General features: G+C 59.4%; 23 protein-coding genes. 11 read left to right on the top strand and 12 right to left on the bottom strand.

From position 1 onward, the window contains the following. The first annotated feature begins 179 nt into the window (after nucleotides 1–179). Nucleotides 180–893 carry a murein tripeptide amidase MpaA gene (gene mpaA / locus KOSB73_RS14510; protein ID WP_004139281.1) on the top strand — a complete coding sequence of 238 codons (714 nt, stop codon included), beginning with the start codon at nucleotides 180–182 and terminating at the stop codon, nucleotides 891–893. On the opposite strand, the gene ycjG is transcribed toward mpaA, so the two are convergent. Next, on the bottom strand, nucleotides 884–1849 hold the full coding sequence (gene ycjG, locus KOSB73_RS14505) for an L-Ala-D/L-Glu epimerase (RefSeq protein ID WP_098140611.1): 966 nt from the start codon (nucleotides 1847–1849) through the stop codon (nucleotides 884–886). The genes mpaA and ycjG overlap by 10 nt on opposite strands. A 101-nt stretch (nucleotides 1850–1950) precedes the next feature. On the opposite strand from ycjG, the gene tpx reads away from it, so the two are divergent. Continuing rightward, nucleotides 1951–2457, top strand: coding sequence for a thiol peroxidase (tpx, locus tag KOSB73_RS14500; RefSeq protein WP_004101479.1), 507 nt, complete (start codon nucleotides 1951–1953; stop codon nucleotides 2455–2457). A 44-nt stretch (nucleotides 2458–2501) separates the two neighbouring features. Here tpx and KOSB73_RS14495 read toward each other — a convergent pair whose 3' ends face one another. The 9 genes from KOSB73_RS14495 to pspA form a co-directional block, all read right to left on the bottom strand. Further along, nucleotides 2502–3557 carry an AbrB family transcriptional regulator gene (locus KOSB73_RS14495; protein WP_049090013.1) on the bottom strand — a complete coding sequence of 352 codons (1056 nt, stop codon included), beginning with the start codon at nucleotides 3555–3557 and terminating at the stop codon, nucleotides 2502–2504. Between the two features lie 116 nt (nucleotides 3558–3673). After that, nucleotides 3674–5215 (bottom strand): transcriptional regulator TyrR, encoded by a 1542-nt coding sequence (tyrR, locus tag KOSB73_RS14490; RefSeq protein ID WP_004121199.1) that lies wholly within the window; start codon nucleotides 5213–5215, stop codon nucleotides 3674–3676. Nucleotides 5216–5459: 244 nt separating this feature from the next. After that, nucleotides 5460–6521: a YcjF family protein gene (locus KOSB73_RS14485; RefSeq protein ID WP_098140610.1), complete on the bottom strand. Its 1062-nt coding sequence runs from the start codon at nucleotides 6519–6521 to the stop codon at nucleotides 5460–5462. Then, a complete protein-coding gene (locus KOSB73_RS14480) occupies nucleotides 6518–7915 on the bottom strand; it encodes a YcjX family GTP-binding protein (RefSeq protein WP_024360670.1) in 1398 nt (465 codons plus the stop codon). Before KOSB73_RS14480 ends, KOSB73_RS14485 begins: the two co-directional genes overlap by 4 nt. Nucleotides 7916–8015: 100 nt before the next feature. After that, on the bottom strand, nucleotides 8016–8330 hold the full coding sequence (gene pspE, locus KOSB73_RS14475) for a thiosulfate sulfurtransferase PspE (protein ID WP_064342514.1): 315 nt from the start codon (nucleotides 8328–8330) through the stop codon (nucleotides 8016–8018). Between the two features lie 33 nt (nucleotides 8331–8363). Then, nucleotides 8364–8594, bottom strand: coding sequence for a phage shock protein PspD (gene pspD, locus KOSB73_RS14470; RefSeq protein WP_004101464.1), 231 nt, complete (start codon nucleotides 8592–8594; stop codon nucleotides 8364–8366). A 19-nt stretch (nucleotides 8595–8613) separates the two neighbouring features. Continuing rightward, nucleotides 8614–8973: an envelope stress response membrane protein PspC gene (gene pspC, locus KOSB73_RS14465; protein ID WP_004101461.1), complete on the bottom strand. Its 360-nt coding sequence runs from the start codon at nucleotides 8971–8973 to the stop codon at nucleotides 8614–8616. Continuing rightward, complete coding sequence (gene pspB / locus KOSB73_RS14460) at nucleotides 8973–9197, bottom strand: envelope stress response membrane protein PspB (protein WP_004101459.1); 225 nt, start codon at nucleotides 9195–9197, stop codon at nucleotides 8973–8975. The genes pspC and pspB overlap by 1 nt, the downstream gene beginning before the upstream one ends. A 51-nt stretch (nucleotides 9198–9248) precedes the next feature. Next, on the bottom strand, nucleotides 9249–9917 hold the full coding sequence (gene pspA, locus KOSB73_RS14455; RefSeq protein ID WP_004139297.1) for a phage shock protein PspA: 669 nt from the start codon (nucleotides 9915–9917) through the stop codon (nucleotides 9249–9251). A 152-nt stretch (nucleotides 9918–10069) separates the two neighbouring features. Between pspA and pspF the strand changes: the two genes are divergently transcribed. Then, nucleotides 10070–11059 carry a phage shock protein operon transcriptional activator gene (gene pspF, locus KOSB73_RS14450; RefSeq protein WP_024360673.1) on the top strand — a complete coding sequence of 330 codons (990 nt, stop codon included), beginning with the start codon at nucleotides 10070–10072 and terminating at the stop codon, nucleotides 11057–11059. Here the strand turns inward: pspF and KOSB73_RS14445 are convergent. Beyond that, complete coding sequence (locus KOSB73_RS14445) at nucleotides 11050–12441, bottom strand: MFS transporter (protein ID WP_004139300.1); 1392 nt, start codon at nucleotides 12439–12441, stop codon at nucleotides 11050–11052. The two genes, pspF and KOSB73_RS14445, sit on opposite strands and share 10 nt — an antisense overlap. A 25-nt stretch (nucleotides 12442–12466) precedes the next feature. After that, nucleotides 12467–13636, bottom strand: coding sequence for a M20 aminoacylase family protein (locus KOSB73_RS14440; RefSeq protein ID WP_024360675.1), 1170 nt, complete (start codon nucleotides 13634–13636; stop codon nucleotides 12467–12469). Between the two features lie 169 nt (nucleotides 13637–13805). Here KOSB73_RS14440 and KOSB73_RS14435 point away from each other — a divergent pair, with 169 nt between their 5' ends. From KOSB73_RS14435 to KOSB73_RS14400, 8 genes are all read left to right on the top strand, one after another. Next, nucleotides 13806–16112, top strand: coding sequence for a helix-turn-helix domain-containing protein (locus tag KOSB73_RS14435; RefSeq protein ID WP_049130016.1), 2307 nt, complete (start codon nucleotides 13806–13808; stop codon nucleotides 16110–16112). Between the two features lie 169 nt (nucleotides 16113–16281). Then, nucleotides 16282–16566, top strand: coding sequence for a hypothetical protein (locus KOSB73_RS14430; protein ID WP_004139305.1), 285 nt, complete (start codon nucleotides 16282–16284; stop codon nucleotides 16564–16566). 363 nt (nucleotides 16567–16929) lie between these two features. Next, entirely contained in the window at nucleotides 16930–18573 is a 1644-nt protein-coding gene (sapA, locus tag KOSB73_RS14425) for an ABC transporter substrate-binding protein SapA (protein ID WP_098140609.1), read from the top strand. Next, entirely contained in the window at nucleotides 18570–19535 is a 966-nt protein-coding gene (gene sapB, locus KOSB73_RS14420; RefSeq protein WP_004121215.1) for a putrescine export ABC transporter permease SapB, read from the top strand. The genes sapA and sapB overlap by 4 nt, the downstream gene beginning before the upstream one ends. Further along, entirely contained in the window at nucleotides 19522–20412 is an 891-nt protein-coding gene (gene sapC / locus KOSB73_RS14415) for a putrescine export ABC transporter permease SapC (RefSeq protein WP_004139490.1), read from the top strand. The genes sapB and sapC overlap by 14 nt, the downstream gene beginning before the upstream one ends. After that, nucleotides 20412–21404, top strand: a complete 993-nt coding sequence (sapD, locus tag KOSB73_RS14410; RefSeq protein WP_004121219.1) for a putrescine export ABC transporter ATP-binding protein SapD — start codon at nucleotides 20412–20414, stop codon at nucleotides 21402–21404. Before sapC ends, sapD begins: the two co-directional genes overlap by 1 nt. Before the next feature lies 1 nt (nucleotide 21405). Continuing rightward, the gene (gene sapF, locus KOSB73_RS14405) at nucleotides 21406–22215 is read left to right on the top strand and encodes a putrescine export ABC transporter ATP-binding protein SapF (RefSeq protein ID WP_004139492.1); all 810 of its coding nucleotides are present in this window, start codon (nucleotides 21406–21408) and stop codon (nucleotides 22213–22215) included. Nucleotides 22216–22233: 18 nt separating this feature from the next. Next, a complete protein-coding gene (locus KOSB73_RS14400; RefSeq protein WP_004139493.1) occupies nucleotides 22234–22776 on the top strand; it encodes a HutD/Ves family protein in 543 nt (180 codons plus the stop codon). Nucleotides 22777–22884 lie beyond the last annotated feature (108 nt).

Here is a 22884-nt window from a genome sequence, read left to right as displayed (position 1 = left end):
TTTAAAATAAAAAACCAGAGCTGGCAGTGCGATAATTATTTGTTTCATCACCTGAAATTGCAAACGGCTTGTGAAAGAAAGTTGACGTCTATGCTGATTTCACCATCGCTGGAAACTATTTGATTCCGGGACGGTTTTACACAACACTGCTGAAAAATAATCGGATAACAGGATGCCCTATGCCCGTTTCTCGTCCTCGCCCCCAGCGCGGTGATTTTCCGCCAGGAACACAACGCTACGGCCAGTCTCACCTTGGCGCGCCGCTGCTGTGGTTCCCGGCGCCGCTGGCCGATAGCCGCAGCGGCCTGATTCTTGCCGGAACCCACGGCGATGAAGGTTCATCCATAGTCACGCTTTCCTGCGCGCTACGTACGCTCAAACCCGAGCTGCGCCGCCATCACGTGGTGCTGGCGGTCAACCCGGACGGCTGCCAGTTGGGGCTGCGCGCCAATGCGCGCGGCATCGACTTGAACCGGAATTTTCCGGCGGCGAACTGGAAAGAAGGCGAAACGGTTTATCGCTGGAACAGCGCGGCGGAACAGCGCGATGTGGTCCTGCTCACCGGCGAAAAACCCGGTTCAGAACCGGAAACCCAGGCGCTGTGCCAGCTGATCCACCAGATCCACCCCGCGTGGGTGGTCTCGTTTCACGATCCGCTGGCCTGTATTGAAGATCCCGGCCACAGCGAACTGGGCCAGTGGCTAGCCGATGCGTTTAGCCTGCCGCTGGTGGGCAGCGTCGGCTATGAAACGCCCGGCTCCTTTGGCAGCTGGTGCGCGGATATCGGCCTGCCCTGCATTACCGCCGAATTCCCGCCGATATCCGCCGACGAAGCGACGGATAAATACCTGGCGGCCATGACGGACCTGCTGCACTGGCGCTCTCAAAGATGAAGCACCCCGGTGCTGAAATGCAGCGCCGGCTCGACGTCCACCGCCAGCCAGGTCGGGCCATCGAGGTCGGCGAAGCGGGCAAGCGGCGCCAGCGGCAGCGCCGCGCTGATGGCTCTTGAGGTACACAGCATGCAGCCCAGCATCCGCGCAAATCCCAGGCGCTCCGCCTCCTGCGCCAACAGCAGCGCTTCGGTCAGGCCGCCAGTCTTATCAAGCTTGATATTGACCATCTCATAGCGGCCGCGCAGCGCCGCCAGGCTGTCGCGAGTATGGCAACTCTCATCGGCGCAAATGGGCAGCGGGTGGATAAAATTCTCCAGCGCCTCATCGGCCCCAGCCGGGAGCGGCTGTTCCAGCATCGCCACGCCGATATCCGCCAGCAGTTGGCAGCGCTCGGCCAGGCCATCGCCGCGCCAGGCTTCGTTAGCATCCACGATGAGCGTGGCCTGCGGAACCGCCTCGCGAATGGCAATCAACCGCTCGCTGATCAGATGGTCGTCGAGCTTCACTTTCAGCAACGTGGCCCCTTTCTCCCACAGCGCCGCCGCGCTGGCCGCCATCTGCTCCGGCGTGCCGATAACCACCGTCTGCGCCGTGACCATCCGCACCGGCAGGGCCACGCCTAAAATCTGCGCGATGCTCTTACCCTCGCTGCGCGCCTGCCAGTCCCAGAGCGCGCAGTCCACGGCATTACGCGCGGCTCCTGGCGGCAGCAGGCGCTGGATCTCCTCACGGGAGACGCCGCGCTCAATCTGTTCGCCAATCGCCATAATCTGCGCCATCACCGAAGCAATACTCTCCCCGTAACGAGGATAGGGCGTGCACTCACCTGTGCCCTTGACGCCATTCTCTTCAATTTCCACCACCACGACTTTTGCCTCGCTGCGGCTGCCGCGGGCGATCACAAACGGGGTATGTAGCGGCCAGGCTTCTTCATAGACTCGCACATTTCGCATTCCCTGAACCTCGCAGGTAAGTATTAAAAGGATTTGCCGTGCCGATGACGGATGTCATACACTAGCCGCGACGTTAACTATATGTAAACAGGAAGATAACCATGTCACAAACCGTGCATTTCCAGGGCAACCCCGTTTCTGTTCAAGGCACCATTCCGCAGGCAGGCGCTAAAGCGCAGCCGTTTACGCTGGTGGCCAAAGATCTCTCTGACGTCGCGCTGAGCCAGTTCGCAGGCTCCCGTAAAGTGCTGAACATTTTCCCAAGCATCGATACCGGCGTTTGCGCGGCATCGGTACGTAAATTTAACCAGCTGGCGTCTGAACTGAACAACACCGTGGTGCTGTGCATTTCCGCTGACCTGCCGTTCGCGCAGTCTCGCTTCTGCGGCGCGGAAGGCCTGAACAACGTTGTCACTCTGTCTACCCTGCGCGGCGCGCAGTTCCTGGCCGACTACGGCGTCGCTATCTCCGCGGGCCCGCTGGCCGGCCTGGCGGCGCGCGCTGTGGTCGTGATTGATGAAAACGACCAGGTTGTTTACAGCCAACTGGTGAATGAAATCACCGAAGAGCCGGACTACGACGCCGCCCTGGCCGCGCTGAAAGCGTAATAACGCCGCCAGGCCACGTAAGCCCTCGTTAACCGGGGGCTTTTTTATTCCCGCGCCGCATAGCGGGAGATAAAGCGCGCAATCGCCGGCCCGGTCAGTAAGATGGTGAACAGGCGCAGCGTCTGCATCGCCATAATAAACGACATATCCGCCCGCGTACCGGCGGCGATAATCGCCACCGTGTCCAGCCCGCCCGGACTGGTCGCCAGGTAGGCGGTCATAAAGTCCAGCGGCAAAACCTGCGTCAGCCCAAAAGCCATCAGCGCGCACAGCAGGATCAGGCCAATAATCGATGCGAGGATCTGCGGCAGGGTTTTGAGCGCCAGCAGGAAAATCTGTTTATTAAACTTTAGACCAACGCTCCAGCCAACGGCGGCATAAGCCAGCGCCAGCAGCCACTCGGGAAGTTCAAGCTGCAGCCAACCTTCCCCCTGCGCCAGCGCCCCGATCAGCATTGGAAAGAGCATCGCGCCGGATGGAAAGCGCAGCCGTAGCCCCAACCACCCCGCTACCGCCGTCAGCAGCAGCGTGAGCGGTAACTGCCAGCTCACCGGAGGAAACCAGGCGACCTGCTGAGTCATCTCCTGCGCTTCACCGCCGAGCGCGACGCGAACGACGAGCGCCGCCGCCCCCGCAACAAACAGCACCCGCAGATACTGCATCAGCGCCACCAGCCGGACATCGGCGCCGTACTCCTGGGCCATAATCACCATCGCCGAGGCGCCGCCCGGCGAGCTCCCCCACGCCCCGGTGGCGCCGGGCAGGTCGCTGTAGCGCACCAGCAGCCATCCCGCCAGCGCGCTGATAGCGAGTGTAGAAAAGAGAATCAACAGCACCAGCGCCCAGTTCGCCAGCAGAACGCCGAAAATGGATGGCGTCAGGCTGCGGGCGATCATGCAGCCGATAATCGCCTGGGCGGCAATAAAAAAGGGACGGGGTACGCGAATTTCCGCGCCGCGCAGGCTGAGGATGATTCCGGCAATCATCGGCCCCAGCAGCAGCGCGGCGGGAAGGTGAAACCAGAACAATACAAAAGAGAGCGCGCTGGAGAGTACCAGCAGTTTCATCCATTGAAAAAAATCACTACGCCAGATCCGCATGCGTATTCCTGCCAAAAAGAGGGTAAAGACGAAGTATATACAGAATCATTCTACACCTGGACCCCGCCCTTTTCTGGAAATACCAACCGCCTGCCCGGGCAGACGGTTGGTGAGCATTACTCGTCGCCTTTTTTCTGGCTCAGGCCATATTCGCGCAGCTTATTGGCGATCGCGGTGTGCGAGACGCCAAGACGCTTAGCCAGTTTACGCGTGCTGGGGAAGCTGCGATAAAGCTGGGTGAGCACCGAGCGTTCGAAACGGCGGGTAATATCATCCAGAGACCCCTCCATCGCTTCTTCGCCAACCGCCAGCGACGAGACGTCATGATCCGGCAGCAGGATATCCTGAGGACGCAGCTCAAACCCGTCCAGCTGAGTCAGCGCGCGATAGATCGCGTTTTTCAACTGACGCACGTTGCCCGGCCAGCTGTAACGCGTCAGCACGCTATTTAAATCGGCTGAGAGTTTCGGCCGCGGAATGCCCTGCTCATCGGCAAAGCGCGCCACGAACAGTTCGGTCAGCGGCATGATGTCCTGCGGGCAGTCGCGCAGCGGCGGCAGATACAGCGTCAGCACGTTCAGGCGATAATAGAGGTCTTCGCGGAACAGCCCCTTTTGCACCAGCTCCACCAGGTTTTTCTGGGTCGCGCAGATCACCCGCACATCAACGTGGACCTCATGATCTTCACCGACGCGGCGGAAGGTGCCGTCGTTGAGGAAGCGCAGCAGTTTGGTCTGCATGCGCGGCGACATTTCGCCAATTTCATCCAGCAAAACCGAGCCGCCGTTAGCTTGCTCGAAGAAGCCCTTTTTCCCCTGGATGGCGTCGCCGAACAGCTCGCTTTCCACCGCGTCTTCCGGGATGGAGCCGCAGTTCAGCGCCAGATAAGGTTTCCCTGCGCGCGGACTCGCCAGGTGGCAGGCGTGGGCCAGCAAATCTTTCCCTGTGCCGGTATCCCCGACGATTAGCAGCGGCGCGCTGAGCATGGCCAGCTTGCGGGCCTGCTCGACGACATGGCGCATTTTCGGACCAACGGCGAGGATCTGGCTAAAGGCGCTGGTATCCTGAATGGTCATGGTTTGCAGCTGGCGCCCCATGCGGACCGTCGAACGCAGCATCGCTACCGCGCCGGTTAGCACCTTCTCGCCGTGCTCGCCTTCCAGGTAGACCGGGGTGATCTCCAGCAGAAAGTTCTGCCCGTTGACCACCACGTGTTCCGCATGCGACTCCTGAGGATCGTTTTCCAGCCAGCGCTGGACGTTAAAATCGGTAATCAGCTGCGCGACCGGATGGCTGCGCAGCTTATCCTGACTCTGGCCAAACAGCTGGCAGCTGGCCGGGTTAGCCAGTTCGACTTTTCCTTTGGTATCCAGAGACAGCACCGGTTCCGGCATCGCCACCAGCAGCGCGCTGAGCGCCAGGTGCTCCCGCTCTGACGGCATCCACGCCACGGTGCGCACGTCGGTGACGCCGGCGATACGACGAATTTCCGCCATCAGGCTGCTGAAGCTAGCGAACTCCAGCTCGGCGAAATTGAGATAAATTCGGCCAATAGGGTCAATGTCGATACCCCGCAGGTCGATACCGCGCAGCACCAGTAAATCAAGTAATTCACGAGTCAGACCAAGACGGTCTTCACAAAAGACTTCAAGACGCATAGGAGTTTTCACCCTAAAGAGGCCAATGACGGATGAATAATAGGACAGTTATGTGCTGGCGTGAAGCCAGCTGTCAACAATTATTGACAGTATGGCGGAAAAATGGCCTTTCTGCCGTAAAGTTATGCGCTACAGGGAGAATTCCCGGCTTGCGGCGCGAACGCCTTAGCCGGGCTACCAACTTATCAGGGCAACCGGCCATAGCCCGGCTAAGCGTAGCGCGAGCCGGGAATGCCCAAAAACGCTATTTCTCCGGCGCGTTTTTGCTCTTCTGCAGGGTATCTTTTAGCTGACCGATCAGCTCGCGACGAAAATCCCCCAGCCGCGGTTTATCGTCGGCGATCCACGGCAGCGGGCGGCAGAGTTCCATCGCCTTAATACCCAGCCGCGCGGTCAGCAGCCCGGCGCCAATCCCCTGCGCCGCGCGCGCCGATAGCCTGGCCGCCAGATCCTGCGACATCCAGTCCATCCCGACTTCCCGCACCAGCTCGCTGGCGCCGGCAAAAGCGATATTCAGCAGCACCAGACGGAACAGGCGCAGGCGGCTGTAGTAGCCCAGCTCAATACCGTAGAGGGTGGCGATGCGGTTGATCAGCCGTAAATTGCGCCAGGCGATAAACGCCATATCCACCAGCGCCAGCGGACTGACGGCGATCATCAGCGTCGACTCCGCCGCCGAACGGCTGATTTCACGCCGCGCCTGCGCATCCAGTACTGGCTGTACGATCTGCGCGTACAGGCTCACCACTTCACGATCGTTCTGCGTTTCGTGGATTGCCGCATACCAGCGCTGCAGGGCCGGGTGGGATTGATCGAGCCCCGCCTGCAGGGCCAGCTTCTCGCAAAAGGCGCGCCCTTTGCCGACCGCATGGCTGTGCATCAGATCCCGCGCCTCATCGCGCTCGTGGGCACGCTGGCGTAGCCGCCACAGCCGGCGCCACTCGGTGGCCACCGAACCGACGCCCGCGCCGACGATCAAGGCGCCGGCAGCGCAGCCGCCGAGGGCGATCCAGTCCTGCGTTTGCCAGGCGGTCATCGTCCACTGCACGCCCTGCGCCACCACGCTGACGCCAAAGATAGCCAGCCCGGCGCTAACCATTTTTCGCCACAGGCTGCGCTTAGGCCGCAGCGCTGACTCCACTACCGCTTCCGCCGCCCCCTCTTCTTCTTGCAGAACGTCAAGCCGCGCGGGAGCGAATTTCGCCGCGTCGGCGCCGTCAAACGCGCGCGCGGACTTGAGAGTTTGCGCCTTTTCCTCCTCCAGCGGGCCGTCGAAATCGATACGCGGTTTTAAGGGTTCGGTCATCGCAATTTATCTCCGATCAAAAATTCCAGCGCCGCGTCGAGCCGAATATGCGGCAGCGGTTTATCAACGTCCATCACCTGAGGGCGGAAGTTTTCAAACTGAAAGCCCTGCTGTTCCCAGAAGGCCTGGCCCGGCAGACGGGCGGGCACCTCGCCGGGGTAGACGGTCAGCGGCTGGCCGTCGCTCAGCCTGTGGCCTCGCAGCGCAGGGATCTTTTCGCCGTTCACCTCAATAAGCCCGCTCTGCGTCGCCTGAATCGACGCCAGCCCCAGGCAATCCATACTGATGCCTTCAAACGCCGCGTTCTGCCAGGCGTCCTGTATCAGTTGCTGCAGCAGCGACACCATATTGCTGTGCTGATCGACGGTCACGTGATCGGCTTTAGTCGCGGCGAACAGCAGCTTATCAATAACCGGTGAGAACAGGCGACGAAACAGCGTGCGCTGGCCATAGTGAAAACTTTGCATCAGCTGCGTCAGCGCCAGGCGCATATCATTAAACGCCTGCGGCCCGCTGTTCAACGGCTGCAGGCAGTCCACCAGCACGATTTGCCGATCGAAGCGCAGGAAATGATCTTTATAGAAGCCTTTTACCACTTTCTCGCAGTAGTATTTAAAACGCTCGCGCAGCATTCCGGCATTGGTCTGTTTGTCCGCCTGCGCCAGCTTAGCCTCACCGGCGGCATCCACATCCGGCCAGGGAAAGAACTGCAGCGCCGGGGCGCCGGCCATTTCACCGGGCAGCACAAAGCGCCCTGGCTGAATAAAGTGCATCCCTTCGCGCTTACAGGTGTGCAGATAATCGGTCCACGCCGCGGCGATCTCCGCCAGACGGGTTTCATCGGCGGGCGCCAGCGGATCCAGACCTTCGCATAGCTGTCGCCAGCGCGCCGACCACTCCGCCCTCTGCCCCTGCAGTAGTCCGGTCATCTGCCGTGACCAGGTCAGATAGTCCTGGGCCAGCATCGGCAGATCCAGCAGCCACTCGCCGGGATAATCGACAATCTCCAGATACAGAGTTGAGGTCTCTTTAAAATGGCGCAGCAGCGAATCGTTAGAGCGATAGCGCAGAGCAAGGCGGATTTCGCTGACGCCGCGGGTGGGCGTCGGCCAGACCGGCGGCTGACCGTAGAGCTGGGCCAGCCCTTCATCATAGGTGAAGCGCGGAATACCAAAATCCCGCTGCGGTACGCGCTTGACGCCCAGCAGGCGCTCTTCTCTGGCCGCGCTAAGCAGCGGTAGCCGCGCGCCGGCGTGAATATTCAGCAGTTGATTGACCAGCGCGGTGATAAAGGCGGTCTTGCCGCTGCGGCTAAGGCCGGTGACAGCCAGACGAAGATGCCGATCAACCCCACGATTGATCAGCGCGTTAAATTCTGTTTTGAGTCGCTTCATCGCCATCCTGTTGAGCCTGAAGAACGAGGGAAATAGACATGAGGGCTAAAGAGATAATTATCAATAGATTGCATTAGCCCCGCTGCGACGGGGCCAACGATTATTTGCTGGCGCTTTTCGGCCTGGCTATCTCACTGAGGCCGCCGGCGTTAACCACCTGCGTGTAGCCCATTTCGCTCAGCAGCTGCTGAGCCTGGCCCGATTGCCGGCCAACGTTGCAATAAACGTGAATGGTATCGTTTTTATCCGGTACTTCCGCCGCAATCCGCGTTTTTAAATCCGCCAGTGGGATATTCACCGCCCCGACGACGTGCTCTTTTTGATACTGCTGCGGGACGCGGACATCGATCCAGTGCTCTGCCGCGAAGGCGGGTAAGGCCATCGCCAGCGCTAAACCCAGAAGGAGTTTTCGCATTTTATCATCCTGATAGTGTGAGTGTTTAGGCACTCATAACATACGCCATCCGCGACGTTTAGAAAACCGCTGCGCCGCCCGGCTGAGCATGGGTTCCAGAACAAGCATCAGCAGCATTTTCAGCGGCCGACGCGCGACGGATTTTACCGCCCAGCCAGCGACGCCCGCCGGGCCGTAGCGCAGCGCGGTGAGCAGCACTAGTTTGCCTGCGATTTTCAGACCCGGTTTGACTTTTTGTCCGGCCTGCTGCCATTTCATGTTCATCATTAACCTCAACTTTCAGTTATAGCTGGCGGAAACGACTGCGCAGCGAAAAGGTATCAGAGGTGACGTAGCGCTCCATTTCGCGCAGACGACGCTCCCCCGCTGCCAGTTCTTTATCCGCGGCGGCCAACAGCTCTCCGCTGCTCGGCGTTTTTTCACCATACAGCTCGCTTTCCGGCATCGGATCCAGCGCAAACGAGAGAATGATGTAGGCCACCACCACAAACAGGAACAGGCCAAAAATCATTGCCAGTACGGTAATCAGGCGCACCAGCTTTACCGGCACGTCCAGATACTGCGCGATACCGGCGCAAACCCCTTTCACCATGCCCTGCTGCGGAATGCGCCACAGTTTTTTACTCAGATCCAGTCCGCCCATTATTTCTCTCTCCAGTTCGGGTGCTCAGCGTCAAGAATCGCCTCCAGCGCCTGAATACGCTCGCGCATGCGCTTCGCGTCATCGGTCAGCTGCAGCAGGCGCTGCTGTTCATTCTGCGATAGGCTGCCGCTGGCGGTACGGTTGTTGTAGTGCAGCCAGAGCCAGACCGGCAACACAAACAGCACAAACAACGTCAATGGGATGGCGAGAAAAAGCATGCTCATATGAACTCCTTGCAGATGGCGGCGGCACGTCTTGGTGCCGCCCGAATACGATTACTGATTATTTTGATTCATTTTGGCTTTTAACGCCGCCAGCTGCTCGCTGATTTCATCGTCCGCTTTCAGATCGGCGAACTGCTGATCCAACGACTTATCTTTGCCGAAGCGGTGGCTTTCCGCTTCTGCTTCCATATGGTCGATACGACGTTCAAATGATTCAAAACGCGCCATCGCCTCGTCAATCTTGCCGCTGTCCAGCTGACGACGAACGTCGCGGGAGGAGCTTGCGGCCTGATGACGCAGCATCAGCGCCTGCTGGCGGGCGCGGGTTTCGCTGAGTTTGTTTTCCAGCTCGCCAATCTCTTTTTTCATCCGCGCCAGCGTTTCATCAACTAGCTGCGCTTCGTTTTCCAGGCTAGCGATCAGGTCGGTCAGCTTTTGCTTTTCAATCAGCGCCGCACGGGCCAGATCCTCTTTCTCTTTGCGCAGCGCCAGTTCGGCTTTTTCCTGCCATTCCGCCTGCTGGGCAACGGCCTGTTCAATACGACGGCTCAGCTGTTTCTTTTCAGCCAACGCTCGCGCGGAGGTCGAACGCACTTCAACCAGCGTGTCTTCCATCTCCTGAATCATCAGTCGAACCAGCTTCTGCGGATCTTCTGCTTTCTCCAGCAGGGAGTTGATGTTGGCGTTCACGATGTCGGCAAAACGAGAAAAAATACCCATAATTTCAATCCTCATAGTTCTGGTGTCAGGCACCGGCCTGTGCCATGACTAATACAATTGCCGTGCCAAGTTTTTATCTTATTGATTTTAATGGAAGTGGTTGTTATCTGGCCAGCGCATTGCTAAAGTGACCTGGTGAATCACACTACTAAATGGCGAAATTCATCATGGCGGATTACAAGGACAACCTGCTCGGCGAGGCCAATAGCTTTCTTGAGGTGCTTGAGCAGGTCTCAAGACTGGCGCCGCTCGATAAACCGGTGCTGGTGATTGGCGAGCGCGGAACCGGCAAGGAGCTGATCGCCAGCCGTCTGCACTTCCTCTCTTCCCGCTGGCAGGGGCCATTTATCTCGCTCAACTGCGCGGCGCTCAATGAAAACCTGCTCGATTCGGAGCTGTTCGGGCATGAGGCCGGCGCCTTTACGGGGGCCAGTAAACGTCACCCGGGGCGCTTCGAGCGCGCCGACGGCGGTACCCTGTTTCTCGATGAGCTGGCCACCGCACCGATGCTGGTACAGGAAAAGCTGTTGCGCGTGATTGAGTATGGCGAACTCGAGCGCGTCGGCGGCAGCCAGCCGCTGCAGGTTAACGTCCGCCTGGTGTGCGCGACCAACGCCGACCTGCCGCAAATGGTGGAAGACGGGCTTTTTCGCGCCGACCTTCTCGACCGTCTGGCCTTTGATGTGGTGCAGCTGCCGCCGCTGCGCGAGCGCCAGAGCGATATCATGCTGCTCGCCACCCAGTTTGCCATCCAGATGTGCCGCGAGCTCGGATTACCACTGTTTCCCGGCTTTAGCGAACGCGCCGCCGAGACGCTGCAAAACTACCGCTGGCCGGGAAATATCCGTGAATTAAAAAACGTGGTTGAACGTTCGGTCTACCGCCACGGCAGCAGCGAACGCGAGCTGGATAATATTATTATTAACCCCTTCCGCCAGCAGCACACGGCGACGCCCGTCGAAGTGGAGAAGACGCCTGGCCCCACGCTGCCGCTCGATTTACGCGCTTTCCAGCAGGAGCAAGAAAAAAGCCTGCTCGAGAGAAGCCTCGAACAGGCGAAGTACAATCAAAAGCAGGCGGCCGAACTACTGGGCCTCACCTACCACCAGCTGCGGGCGCTGCTGAAAAAGCATCAGCTTTGACCTGTACGCGGAAGCAGCAGCGCGCTCAGCGCCATTGACCCAAGACAGAGCGCGGCGTTAAACCACAGCGCGTACTGCGCCGCGCTGGCCATCCCCAACGGTAAGAACAGCGCAAAAAGTGACGCTGTCACCGCTATCCCCATCGCCCCGCCGAGCGAACTCCCCATCTTATAGATGCCCGAGGCCACGCCGACCTTATTCTCAGGAGCGTTGACCACCGCGGTATCCGTTGACGGGGTGGCGTAGCAGCCCAGCCCAAAGCCAAACAGCACGTTGCTGAAAAAGACCGTGACGATATAGGTCGATTTATCGAGAAAGGTACAGGAGATAAGCAGAATGCCAACGGCGGTAAAGACCGGGCCGATCATCATCGGCAGACGCGCGCCGTAGCGTTGCAATAGCTTCTCGCCGACGCGGATCATCGCCAGCACGGTGACCAGGTAGCCAAGCGTCATCATGCCGCTCTCCAGCGGGCTCAGATGATGCCCCTGCTGGAGCCAGATACTGGCAATCATCATGGTACCGATGGCGCCGTTGAGCATAAAGTTTGACAGCACCGCCGCGCTGTAGGCCCGGTTGCGAAACAGCGCGAAATCAATCAGCGCCGCGTCGCCCTTACGCTGGCCGTTGCGGATAAAAAACAGCCCCGAGGCCAGCGCGCCGGCCAGCATCGCCAGCGAGGTTGCGCTGGTCCAGCCCCAGCCGTGGCCTTTGCTGATAAACAGATTTAACAGCACCAGCGCAAGGATCAGGCTAATCAGGCCGCTGATGTCCAGCTTATGCTGCTGCGCGCTGGCGCTACGGCTTTCCGGCGTACCACGCAGCAGCAACAGCGCCGCCAGCGCTACCGCGATGGAGAAAACAAAGATCCAGCGCCAGCCCAGTCCGGTAGCAATCGCCCCGCCGACAAACGAGCACAGCCCGCTGCCGCCCCAGGAGCCGATGACCCAGAAGCTGACCGCCCGCTGGCGCGCTTTGCCCTCGTACCAGGTTTTAATTAACGCCAGCGTCGCCGGCATGATGCAGGCGGCCGACAGCCCCTGTAAAACGCGCCCGGCCAGGAACAGCGCGGGCCCCTGCGACAGCACCAGCATCGCGCTGCCGACAATGCTGAGGATCAGGCCGAACGAGGTCATACGCATGCGGCCGAATTTATCCGCCAGACCGCCGCTGGCGACCACGAAGCAGCCGCTGAATAAGGCGCTCAGGCTCACCGCCAGGGTCAGGGTTTCCAGCGAAATATCGAGGCTGCTTTTCATCGCCGGAACCACGTTAATCACCGACTGGGCAAACAGCCAGAAGGTCAGAACGCTCAATACAATACCCGCCAGCAGACGATCGGTGCCGACGAACTGCGCTTCGCTTAGCGATACAGAACTCATAGCAGGGTCCTCTTCGTTGCGGACATTAACGCAAGTAGTGTTCCGTCAGGGCGCACCACAGCGCGGCGCCTTTCAGCAACAGCGCATCGTTGAAGTCGTATCCGGGGTTATGCACCATGCAGCGATCCGCTTCGTCCCCGGCCCCGAGGGTGAAATAGCAGCCGTTCGGATTGCGCTCAAGCATAAAAGCAAAGTCTTCGCTGCCCATAAACGGTTTCACCTCGCCGACCTGCGCCTCGCCAAACAGCGCGGTCGCCACCGTCCGTACCATCTCATTGGCTACCGGATCGTTCCTTAAAACCGGGCTACCGTTTACGTGGGTTAAGGCGGCGCTGGCGTTAAAGCTCTCGGCCTGAGCGACGGCGATATCGTGGATGCGCTGCAGGACGGTCTCGCGAACCTGTTCGTTCAAGGTGCGAACCGTGAGCTTCATTAACACCTTGTCGTTGATAATGTTCGGCGCGTGCCCGGCCTGAATGCTGCCCACGGTCACCACCGCCGGTTCAAACGGCGTGATGTTGCGGGAAACAATCGATTGCAGCGCCAGAGTGATATGACAGGCCACCAGCGTGGCGTCGACGGTATGCTCCGGCACCGCGCCGTGGCCGCCCACCCCTTTGACTTCAATATGGAGAGTGTCCGAGGAGGCCATCATCGCTCCATCGCGCAGGCCAACTCTACCTAACGGCTGCCCCGGCATATTATGCAGGCCAAAAATGGCATCGCAGGGAAACTGGTCAAACAGGCCGTCTTCGAGCATGACCCGACCGCCGTAGAGCAGCTCTTCGGCGGGCTGAAAAATAAGCTGTAGCGTGCCGTTAAACTGTCGGGTGCGCGCCAGATATTCCGCGGCGTACAATAGCGTGGTGGTATGGCCGTCGTGGCCGCAGCCGTGAAAACGTCCATCGACCCGGCTGGCCCACGCCTTGCCGCTCATCTCCTGCATCGGCAGCGCGTCCATATCCGCCCTTAGCCCCAGGCGTTTTTTGCCGTCGCCCGCGCTTAAGGTAGCGACCACGCCGGTGCCCGCCAGACCACGGTGAACCTGATAGCCCCATTCGCCGAGCAGGCGGGCAACCTCTTCGCTGGTTTTATGCTCTTCAAAACCGATTTCCGGCTGTTGATGGAAACGGCGGCGAAGCGCGACAAACTGCGCCTCGTTAACCTGTAATGCCTCAATAATCGGGTGTGTCATTTTTATTATTCCTGTGTTGTGTTTGCACGACACTTTCGAGTTTATGCATCCCTGACGGCTTTAAAATGCGCTTTTTTGTTTTATAGTGACGGATTATTAATGAGTGTTTTTCATACAAAACGGTTATGACAAAAAATGACGTGCTGTTTTTTGTCTCCAGGAGGCGACGGTGGACCATCATTCAGGCGACTTTCAGGTAGCGGTTCGTGATATCCGTCAGTGTCGCGAAGAGGAAACCGATGCGCTGACGTTGATATGGCTGCTGGAGGGCAGCGCCGAGCTCCACAATGAAGAGACGGGTCGATACCTTCAGCAGGATGAGCTGGCGATAGTCAACCGCAGCCACCGCTGGCGCCTGAGCAGCAAGACGGCGAATGTAGTGATGACGCTGTCGCTCAGCGCCGGGTGGCTAACGCGCCTTGATGGCGATTTTTTTGCGGCCGACTACCAGATCAGCAGCGAAACGCGCGATGCCGAGGACACGCTACGTTATCTGATGCGCCAGCTGCTGGTCCTCGGCCTGGTCAATCCGCAGGCCCACTATCGGCTGGAGGCCAACCGCTGGCTTAGCGAAATCGCCCTTCTGCTGGCGTCACGCTTCAGCCGTCCTCTGACCGCCCAGGCGCCTCGCGGCGCCGAACGCTGGAGTCAGCGAATTAACCGAGTGGTGGCGCGAATCGACGCCAACTATCAACGGCGCCTGTCGCTGCAGGAGATTGCCGCCGCGGAGTTTGTTTCCGAGGCCTGGCTGTCGCGTCTGTTCCGCAAAGAGGTAGGCGTCAGCTTTATGCAGTACATTACCGGGCTGCGCCTGCGCAAGGCCGCCGAGCAGCTGACGGCCACGCGCAGGTCGGTGCAGCAGATCGCCCAGCAGCATGGCTTCGCCAGCAGCCGGGTGATGAGCGACCTGTTTAAACGCGAGCACGGCCTGACGCCGCGCCAGTTCCGCCAGCAGCACCCGCAGAAGCCGGTCGAATCTCCCCGCCCGCACCTACAGCAGACCGAGCGATGGCAGCCGGTGTCAATCGATCGGCTGTACGCCCGGCTCAATGCGCCGCAAACCAACGGCCTGGATAGCCCGCCGCTGCGGCTCAATCCCCAGCAAACCCGCCATCTTGATGTGCGTGAACTGCCGGCGCGTGCCACGCCGCTGCGTCACACCCGCATGGTCGTGACCGTTCGTGAACTGGACGATCTGCTGCGCGAGGATGTCCGCCGCGAGCTGGAACAGCTGCACGGCGCGCTGCCGATATTCGCCATCGATATTCACGATCCGTTTCTCAGCAGCCGTCTGTTCAGCACCGGCTGGGACGATCCGCAAATGGCCGGCTACGCCTGCTGGTATAATCTGCAGCGCATATTTAGCTGGCTGGCGACAATGGGCTGGGCGGTCATACTGCATACCGGGCTCACCACCCGCGGCGATCTGCTGCAACGCTTTCTGCGGCTCTCCGCCAACCATTTTCCACCGACAACCCTGGCCAGCTGGCGCTTTGCCTGGCACTGGTCCCCCCAGGCCAGCGACGAGGCGCGCCAGCACGCCTGGCGGCAACAAAAAGCGATCCTGCAGAGGCTATCGCCGCAGTCGGCGCTGGGGATCTGGCACCGTTTTCCCCAACAGGTAGAGGACGATCCCCTTCTGCGCTCACCGCTGCTGGCCGAGGCGGATTTTCTTGCCTGCCAGGCCGATGCCAACGAACTGCTGGATCTGGCGCAGATTGACAGCCAGAAGCTGGCCGCCAGCGAAAACTATCCGGTACACAAATTACGCAAGCTCCATAGCGCCCTACGTCAGCGGCATCTCCTGCTGCCGCTTTGGCTGCTCTCGTGGAATACCCTCACCGGCGATACCCGCGATACCAACGGCCGTTTCTTTCGCGGCGCGCTGCTGATGGATAATTTGCTGGGACTGGCGGATCGGGTTTGGCTGGCAGGGTTCTGGCTGAATTCCGGATTGCAGGGAGAAGCCCGGGCTAACGGCAAGCTGGATACCTCCAGTCTGGCGCTGCACTATCTCCACGGTCTGCCGCGACCGGTCTACTGGGTATTGTGGCTATGGCGCAGACTGCGGGGCGAGGTGTTGATCAACGACAAGAACTTGCTGCTGTTGCGCCATCACGGCCATTATCAGCTGCTGCTGCGCAACACGGTGGTGTTCAACCCCTGGCTCTCCAGCGAGGAGGCGTTTACCCAGCGCTTCAGTCAGCCCTGGAGCGTGCGGCTCCTCGGCCTTGAGGGGCGCTGGCGAATCAAACAGCATCTGTTCGATCAGCACCATGGCGCGCTCTTCCCGCTATTCGAGGCCTTTCGCAGCCAAAGCGGGCCGGACGAGGAGGACTATCGCTGGCTGATGCACCGGGCGCGCCCGGCGCTGCGCGTCAGCGAAGAGACGCCGGATAGCGACCGCTGGCAGCTTGTCGACACGCTGGAGAGCAACGCGCTGGCGCTTTATGAATTCACGCCGCTCACGGACTAAAAGTGACAGCGTCACATTGAGATTTCTTCCCGCAAGCGACCTGTGCCGTGGAAAATGGCGTTTGACTACGCGGGAGCCGGTTCCCATGTAGTTAAAAAATTGTAACTAGCAAGATATCTTCATGTGAACTATCATCTGCGCATCATGACTCAATGGACTGAAAATAAAGATGATTCCGGTTAATCCTTCTACGCTTGGCCGCTATGCGGCGCACGTCAGCCTGGTCCATACCATGAAAAGCCACCGCGCGCCGGCGCTTTCGGTCATGATGATCTTTTCGGACCTGCTTATCCGCTCAACCGAAGATTCATATCGTCAACAGGGCTGGACAATTACGCCGCAGAACAGCGGCCTGGTCCTGCGTACCTATGTCGCCATCCATCACGATGGTGGAAAGCTGGAAATAAATCCCAAAGATTATATCGCCCGCTATAACCGACTTCTTCCCCTGTAGCGCCTCAACATCCAGCGAGCCGTGCGGATACGGCTCGCTGGAGAAACCGCAAATAAAAAGATACCATGTGGCGAAAATCGGGGCTGCGGCGCAAATAAGCGCCATGCTCAATACCCATAGCATTCTCAAGCCGTGCAGCAGATGAATCGAAAATACGCGTTGCTCAACCCCTTGCTTGCCTGATGCCAAACGTCGGGTGATTTACGAGGTATACTCGAAGTTAATAAGCGGTATGAACTTGAATCCGTTGGTCAAATAACCGACGCAACCATCGCTTATATTATCTCCATAAGCAATAAGGTGGTGGTAAATGTTATTTAATATTAATAAGATAGAGCCTTGCTCTATAATCAAAAAGAAACTATGCGCCTGAAATTGTCTTCTCTCCTGGCAGCGGTATCTATGCTGTGCGGGCAAGCTTTTGCCGCGCCCGCGCTGCCTGCGCACGCCGACATTCGCGATAGCGGCTTTGTGTATTGCGTCAGCGGTCAGGTCAACACCTTTAACCCACAAAAAGTCAGCAGCGGCCTGATCGTCGATACCCTGGCCGCCCAGCTCTACGACCGCCTGCTTGATGTCGATCCTTATACCTATCGTCTGGTCCCCGAACTGGCTGAAAGCTGGGAGGTGCTGGACAACGGCGCAACCTACCGCTTCCATCTGCGCAACAACGTGCCTTTCCAGACCACCGCCTGGTTCAAACCGACCCGCAATTTTAATGCCGATGACGTGATTTTCACCTTTGGCCGCATTTTTAATCGCGACCACCCGTGGCACAACGTTAACGGCAGCAACTTCCCCTATTTCGATAGCTTACAGTTTGCCGACAGCGTGGAAAGCGTGCGGAAGCTGGATAGTCATAGCGTGGAGTTTCGCCTCAAACGCCCGGACGCCTCGTTCCTCTGGCACCTGGCCACCCACTACGCCTCGGTGATGTCGGCAGAGTATGCCGCGAAGCTGGCGCAGAGCGATCGTCAGGAAATGATCGATCGGCAACCGGTCGGCACCGGTCCGTTCCAGCTGGCGGAGTACCGCAGCGGTCAGTACATCCGCCTGCAGCGCCATCCGGCCTACTGGCGCGGTAAACCGCTGATGCCGCAGGTGGTGGTCGATCTCGGCTCCGGCGGCACCGGTCGCTTGTCGAAACTGCTGACCGGCGAGTGCGACGTGCTGGCCTGGCCCGCCGCAAGCCAGCTCTCTATTCTGCGCGATGACCCGCGCCTGCGCCTGACCCTGCGTCCGGGAATGAATATCGCTTGGCTGGCGTTTAACACCGCTAAGCCGCCGCTCGATAACCCGGAGGTACGCCACGCGCTGGCGCTGGCCATCAACAACCAGCGCCTTATGCAGTCGATCTACTACGGCACGGCGGAAACCGCGGCGTCCATGCTGCCTCGCGCTTCATGGGCCTACGATAACGAAGCCAGGATCACCGAATATAACCCCACGGAAGCCCGCGCCCGGCTGAAAGCCCTGGGGCTGGAAAAGCTCACGCTTAAGCTGTGGGTGCCCACCAGCTCGCAGGCCTGGAACCCCAGCCCGCTAAAAACCGCCGAGCTTATCCAGGCGGATATGGCGCAAATTGGCGTGAAGGTGATTATTATGCCGGTCGAAGGCCGTTTTCAGGAGGCCAGATTAATGGATATGAACCACGACCTGACGCTTTCCGGCTGGGCAACGGACAGTAACGATCCGGACAGTTTTTTCCGTCCGCTCTTGAGCTGCGCGGCGATTGCCTCGCAAACCAACTATGCTCACTGGTGTCATCGCGAATTCGACGAGGTGCTGCAAAAGGCGCTCACTTCGCAGCAGTTGGCCTCGCGCATCGAAGCCTATAAAGAGGCGCAGCGCATTCTTGCCGATGAACTACCGGTGCTGCCGCTGGCCTCCTCCCTGCGTTTACAGGCCTATCGTTACGATATGAAAGGCCTGGTGCTGAGCCCGTTTGGCAACGCCTCTTTTGCAGGCGTCTCGCGGGAAAAAGAAGACGAGGTGATAAAACCATGATTATTTTTACCCTGCGTCGCCTGCTGCTGCTGCTGATTACCCTCTTCTTGCTGACCTTTGTCGGTTTTAGCCTGAGCTACTTTACGCCCCACGCGCCGCTACAGGGCGCCTCCCTGTGGAACGCCTGGCTCTTCTGGTTTGAGGGGGTGCTGCACTGGGATTTCGGCGTTTCCAGCATCAACGGACAGCTGATTTCCGAACAGCTTAAAGAGGTCTTTCCCGCTACCATGGAGCTCTGTATCCTCGCCTTCGGTTTTGCGCTGGTGATCGGGATCCCCGTCGGTATGCTGGCGGGGATCATGCGCAATAAGTGGCCAGATACCCTGATCAGCGCCCTGGCGCTGCTGGGCTTTTCGATTCCCGTCTTCTGGCTGGCGCTGCTGCTGACCCTGTTCTTCTCCCTCACCCTGGGCTGGTTTCCGGTTTCCGGGCGCTTCGACCTGCTCTATGAAGTGAAATCGGTCACCGGCTTTGCGCTGATCGACGCATGGCTCTCTGATTCGCCGTGGCGTCATGAAATGATCGTCAGCGCGGCGCGGCACATGGTGCTGCCGGTACTGACCCTGGCGGTGGCGCCGACGACGGAAGTGATCCGTCTGATGCGCATCAGCACCAGCGAAGTGTACGACACCAACTATGTCAAAGCCGCCGCCACCCGCGGCGTATCGCGGCGGACAATTTTACACCGCCACGTCCTGCACAACGCCCTACCGCCGGTGATCCCACGCCTGGGGCTGCAGTTCTCCACCATGCTAACGCTGGCGATGATTACCGAAATGGTCTTTAGCTGGCCGGGGCTCGGCCGCTGGCTCATCAACGCCATTCGTCAACAGGACTACGCCGCGATCTCGGCGGGCGTGATGGTCATCGGCGCGCTGGTGATTATTGTGAACGTGATATCCGATATTTTGGGTGCGATGGCAAACCCACTGAAACATAAGGAATGGTATGCCCTACGATAGCGTCTATCTGGAGAAGCGCCCGCCTGGCGCGCTGCGCACCGTATGGCGAAAATTCTACGGCGATACGACCGCGATGATCGGCCTGTACGGCTGCGCGGCGCTGGCGCTACTGTGCGTTTTCGGCGGCTGGTTCGCCCCTTACGGCATCGACCAGCAGTTCCTCGGCTATCAGCTGCTGCCGCCGTCATGGTCGCGGTACGGCGAAGTGTCGTTCTTTCTCGGTACTGACGATCTCGGTCGCGATGTCCTGAGCCGCCTGCTGAGCGGCGCGGCGCCAACGGTCGGCGGCGCATTTGTGGTAACGCTCGGCGCCGCCCTGCTGGGGCTGGTGCTCGGCGTGATTGCCGGGTCCACTCACGGCCTGCGGTCGGCGGTGATGAACCATATTCTTGACACGCTGCTGTCGATCCCGTCCCTGCTGCTGGCCATTATCGTGGTCGCCTTCGCCGGGCCGCACCTCAGCCACGCGATGTTCGCCGTCTGGCTGGCGCTTCTGCCGCGGATGGTGCGTTCGGTTTACAGCATGGTGCATGACGAACTGGAAAAAGAGTACGTTATCGCCGCCCGCCTTGACGGAGCCTCGACGCTAAATATTTTATGGTTCGCGGTGCTGCCGAACATTACCTCTGGCCTGGTCACTGAGATCACCCGCGCGCTGTCGATGGCGATCCTCGATATCGCCGCGCTGGGCTTCCTCGACCTCGGCGCGCAGCTTCCTTCTCCCGAATGGGGAGCGATGCTCGGCGACGCGCTGGAGCTGATTTACGTGGCGCCGTGGACGGTGATGCTGCCGGGCGCGGCAATCATGATAAGCGTCCTGCTGGTTAATCTGCTGGGCGACGGGATCCGCCGCGCCATCATCGCCGGGGTGGAATAATGCCGTTACTCGATATCCGAAATTTAACCATTGAGTTCAAGACCAGCGAAGGCTGGGTAAAAGCCGTCGATCGCGTCAGCCTGACTCTCGCCGAGGGGGAAATACGCGGCCTCGTCGGGGAGTCCGGCTCGGGTAAAAGCCTTATAGCTAAAGCGATTTGCGGCGTCACCAAGGACAACTGGCGGGTGACCGCCGACCGCATGCGCTTCGATGATATCGATCTGCTGCGTCTGTCGGTGCGCGAGCGGCGTAAGCTGGTGGGCCACAACGTCTCAATGATTTTTCAGGAGCCGCAATCCTGTCTCGACCCTTCCGAACGGATCGGTCAGCAATTAACGCAGAATATCCCCGGCTGGACCTTTAAAGGACGCTGGTGGCAGCGCCTGGGCTGGCGCAAGCGGCGCGCCATCGAGCTTCTGCACCGCGTGGGGATTAAAGACCATAAAGATGCGATGCGCAGCTTCCCCTATGAGCTGACGGACGGAGAGTGCCAAAAGGTCATGATCGCCATCGCGCTGGCTAACCAGCCGCGGCTGCTGATCGCCGACGAGCCGACCAACGCCATGGAGCCGACAACGCAGGCGCAAATTATCCGCCTGCTAACGCGGTTAAACCAAAACAACAACACCACCATTTTGCTGATCAGTCACGATATGCAGATGCTCAGTAAATGGGCGGACAAAATCAACGTGATGTACTGCGGGCAGACGGTGGAAACCGCACCGAGCGAAGAGCTGGTGACGATTCCTCATCACCCCTACACCCAGGCGCTGATTCGGGCGATTCCCGATTTCGGTAGCGCCATGCCGCACAAGAGTCGGCTCAATACCCTGCCGGGGGCGATCCCACTGCTCGAACAGCTGCCCATCGGCTGCCGGCTCGGGCCGCGTTGCCCTTATGCCCAGCGCGAATGTATCGAAACGCCCCGGCTGGTAGGCGCACGTAACCACCTCTATGCCTGTCATTTCCCGCTGAACATGGAGAAAGAGTGAAATGGTCGAAACATTGCTTGAAGTGCGCAATCTGAGTAAGACCTTTCGCTACCGCACCGGCTGGTTTCATCGGCAAACGGTGGAAGCGGTCAAGCCACTAAGCTTTACCCTGCGCGAGCGCCAGACCCTGGCGATTATCGGCGAGAACGGTTCCGGCAAGTCAACGCTGGCGAAAATGCTCGCCGGAATGGTCGAACCCAGCACCGGCGAACTGCTGATTGACGATCGCCCGCTGGCGTTTGGCGATTACTCTTTTCGCAGCCAGAAGATTCGCATGATCTTTCAGGATCCGTCGACCTCGCTCAATCCCCGGCAGCGTATTTCGCAAATCCTCGATTTTCCGCTGCGCCTGAATACCGACCTCGAACCCGAAGCGCGGCAGAAGCAGATTATCGAAACGTTGCGCATGGTCGGCCTGCTGCCGGACCACGTCAGCTACTACCCGCATATGCTGGCGCCGGGACAGAAACAACGTCTAGGCCTGGCGCGCGCGCTGATCCTGCGCCCGAAGGTCATCGTCTGCGATGAAGCGCTGGCGTCGCTGGATATGTCAATGCGCTCGCAGCTGATTAACCTGATGCTGGAGCTGCAGGAAAAACAGGGTATCTCCTATATTTACGTGACTCAGCATCTGGGCATGATGAAGCACATCAGCGATCAGGTGCTGGTGATGCATCAAGGGGAAGTGGTCGAACGCGGCAGTACCGCGGACGTGCTGGCCTCTCCGCTGCACGACCTGACGAAACGCCTGATTGCCGGCCATTTCGGCGAGGCGCTCACTGCCGATGCCTGGCGTAAAGACGGCAAATAATCTGAGGCGTAAACTTCGATGATTTTTCCGGTTCAATTTTCTACCCTGCCCGTGACGCCGTGGAAAAATGGCCGCGGGGAAACGCGCGAAATCGTCAGCATTGCCTCGCCGGACGCGCCGTTTCTCTGGCGCGCCAGTATCGCCACGCTGGAAAACGACGGTCCGTTCTCCCCTTTTCCCGGTGTTGACCGGGTCATCACCCTGCTTGAGGGACAGCCGCTGTGGCTACGGGGCGATGATATCGCCCAGCGCCTTGAGCTCTGGCAACCGTGGGCGTTTGCCGGCGAGTGGCCTATTGCCAGCGAAGGCATCAGCGGACGCGGTCTGGACTTCAATATTATGACCCAGCGCACGCGCGCCGCGGCGCGCGTGAACGTCATCGCGGAAGGACAGCGGCCCGCCGCGGAGGGCATCGCATGGATTCTCCAGGGTAGCTGGCGGCTGGCTGACGCGGTTTATCAGGCCGGCTTCGGGATCTGGTGGCAGGACGAATCGCCAGGCGAGCTGTTACCGCAGTCTGCGGACGCCCGACTTTTACTGGCGGAAATCGTTCGCCGCTAGCGCCGCGTCGCCGCAATTTCAGATGGTATACTCTTGTATACACGGTAGCCAAAGCGCGATATGACGTGGCGAATGGCCGAAAAATATCGTGACACAAGGGGTCGTCAG

The sequence above is a fragment of the Klebsiella grimontii genome (assembly GCF_900200035.1).
GTDB classification, from domain to species: Bacteria; Pseudomonadota; Gammaproteobacteria; order Enterobacterales; family Enterobacteriaceae; genus Klebsiella; species Klebsiella grimontii.
Note: the sequence above shows the minus strand (reverse complement) of the source record. Positions and strands in the feature narration are given on the sequence as shown.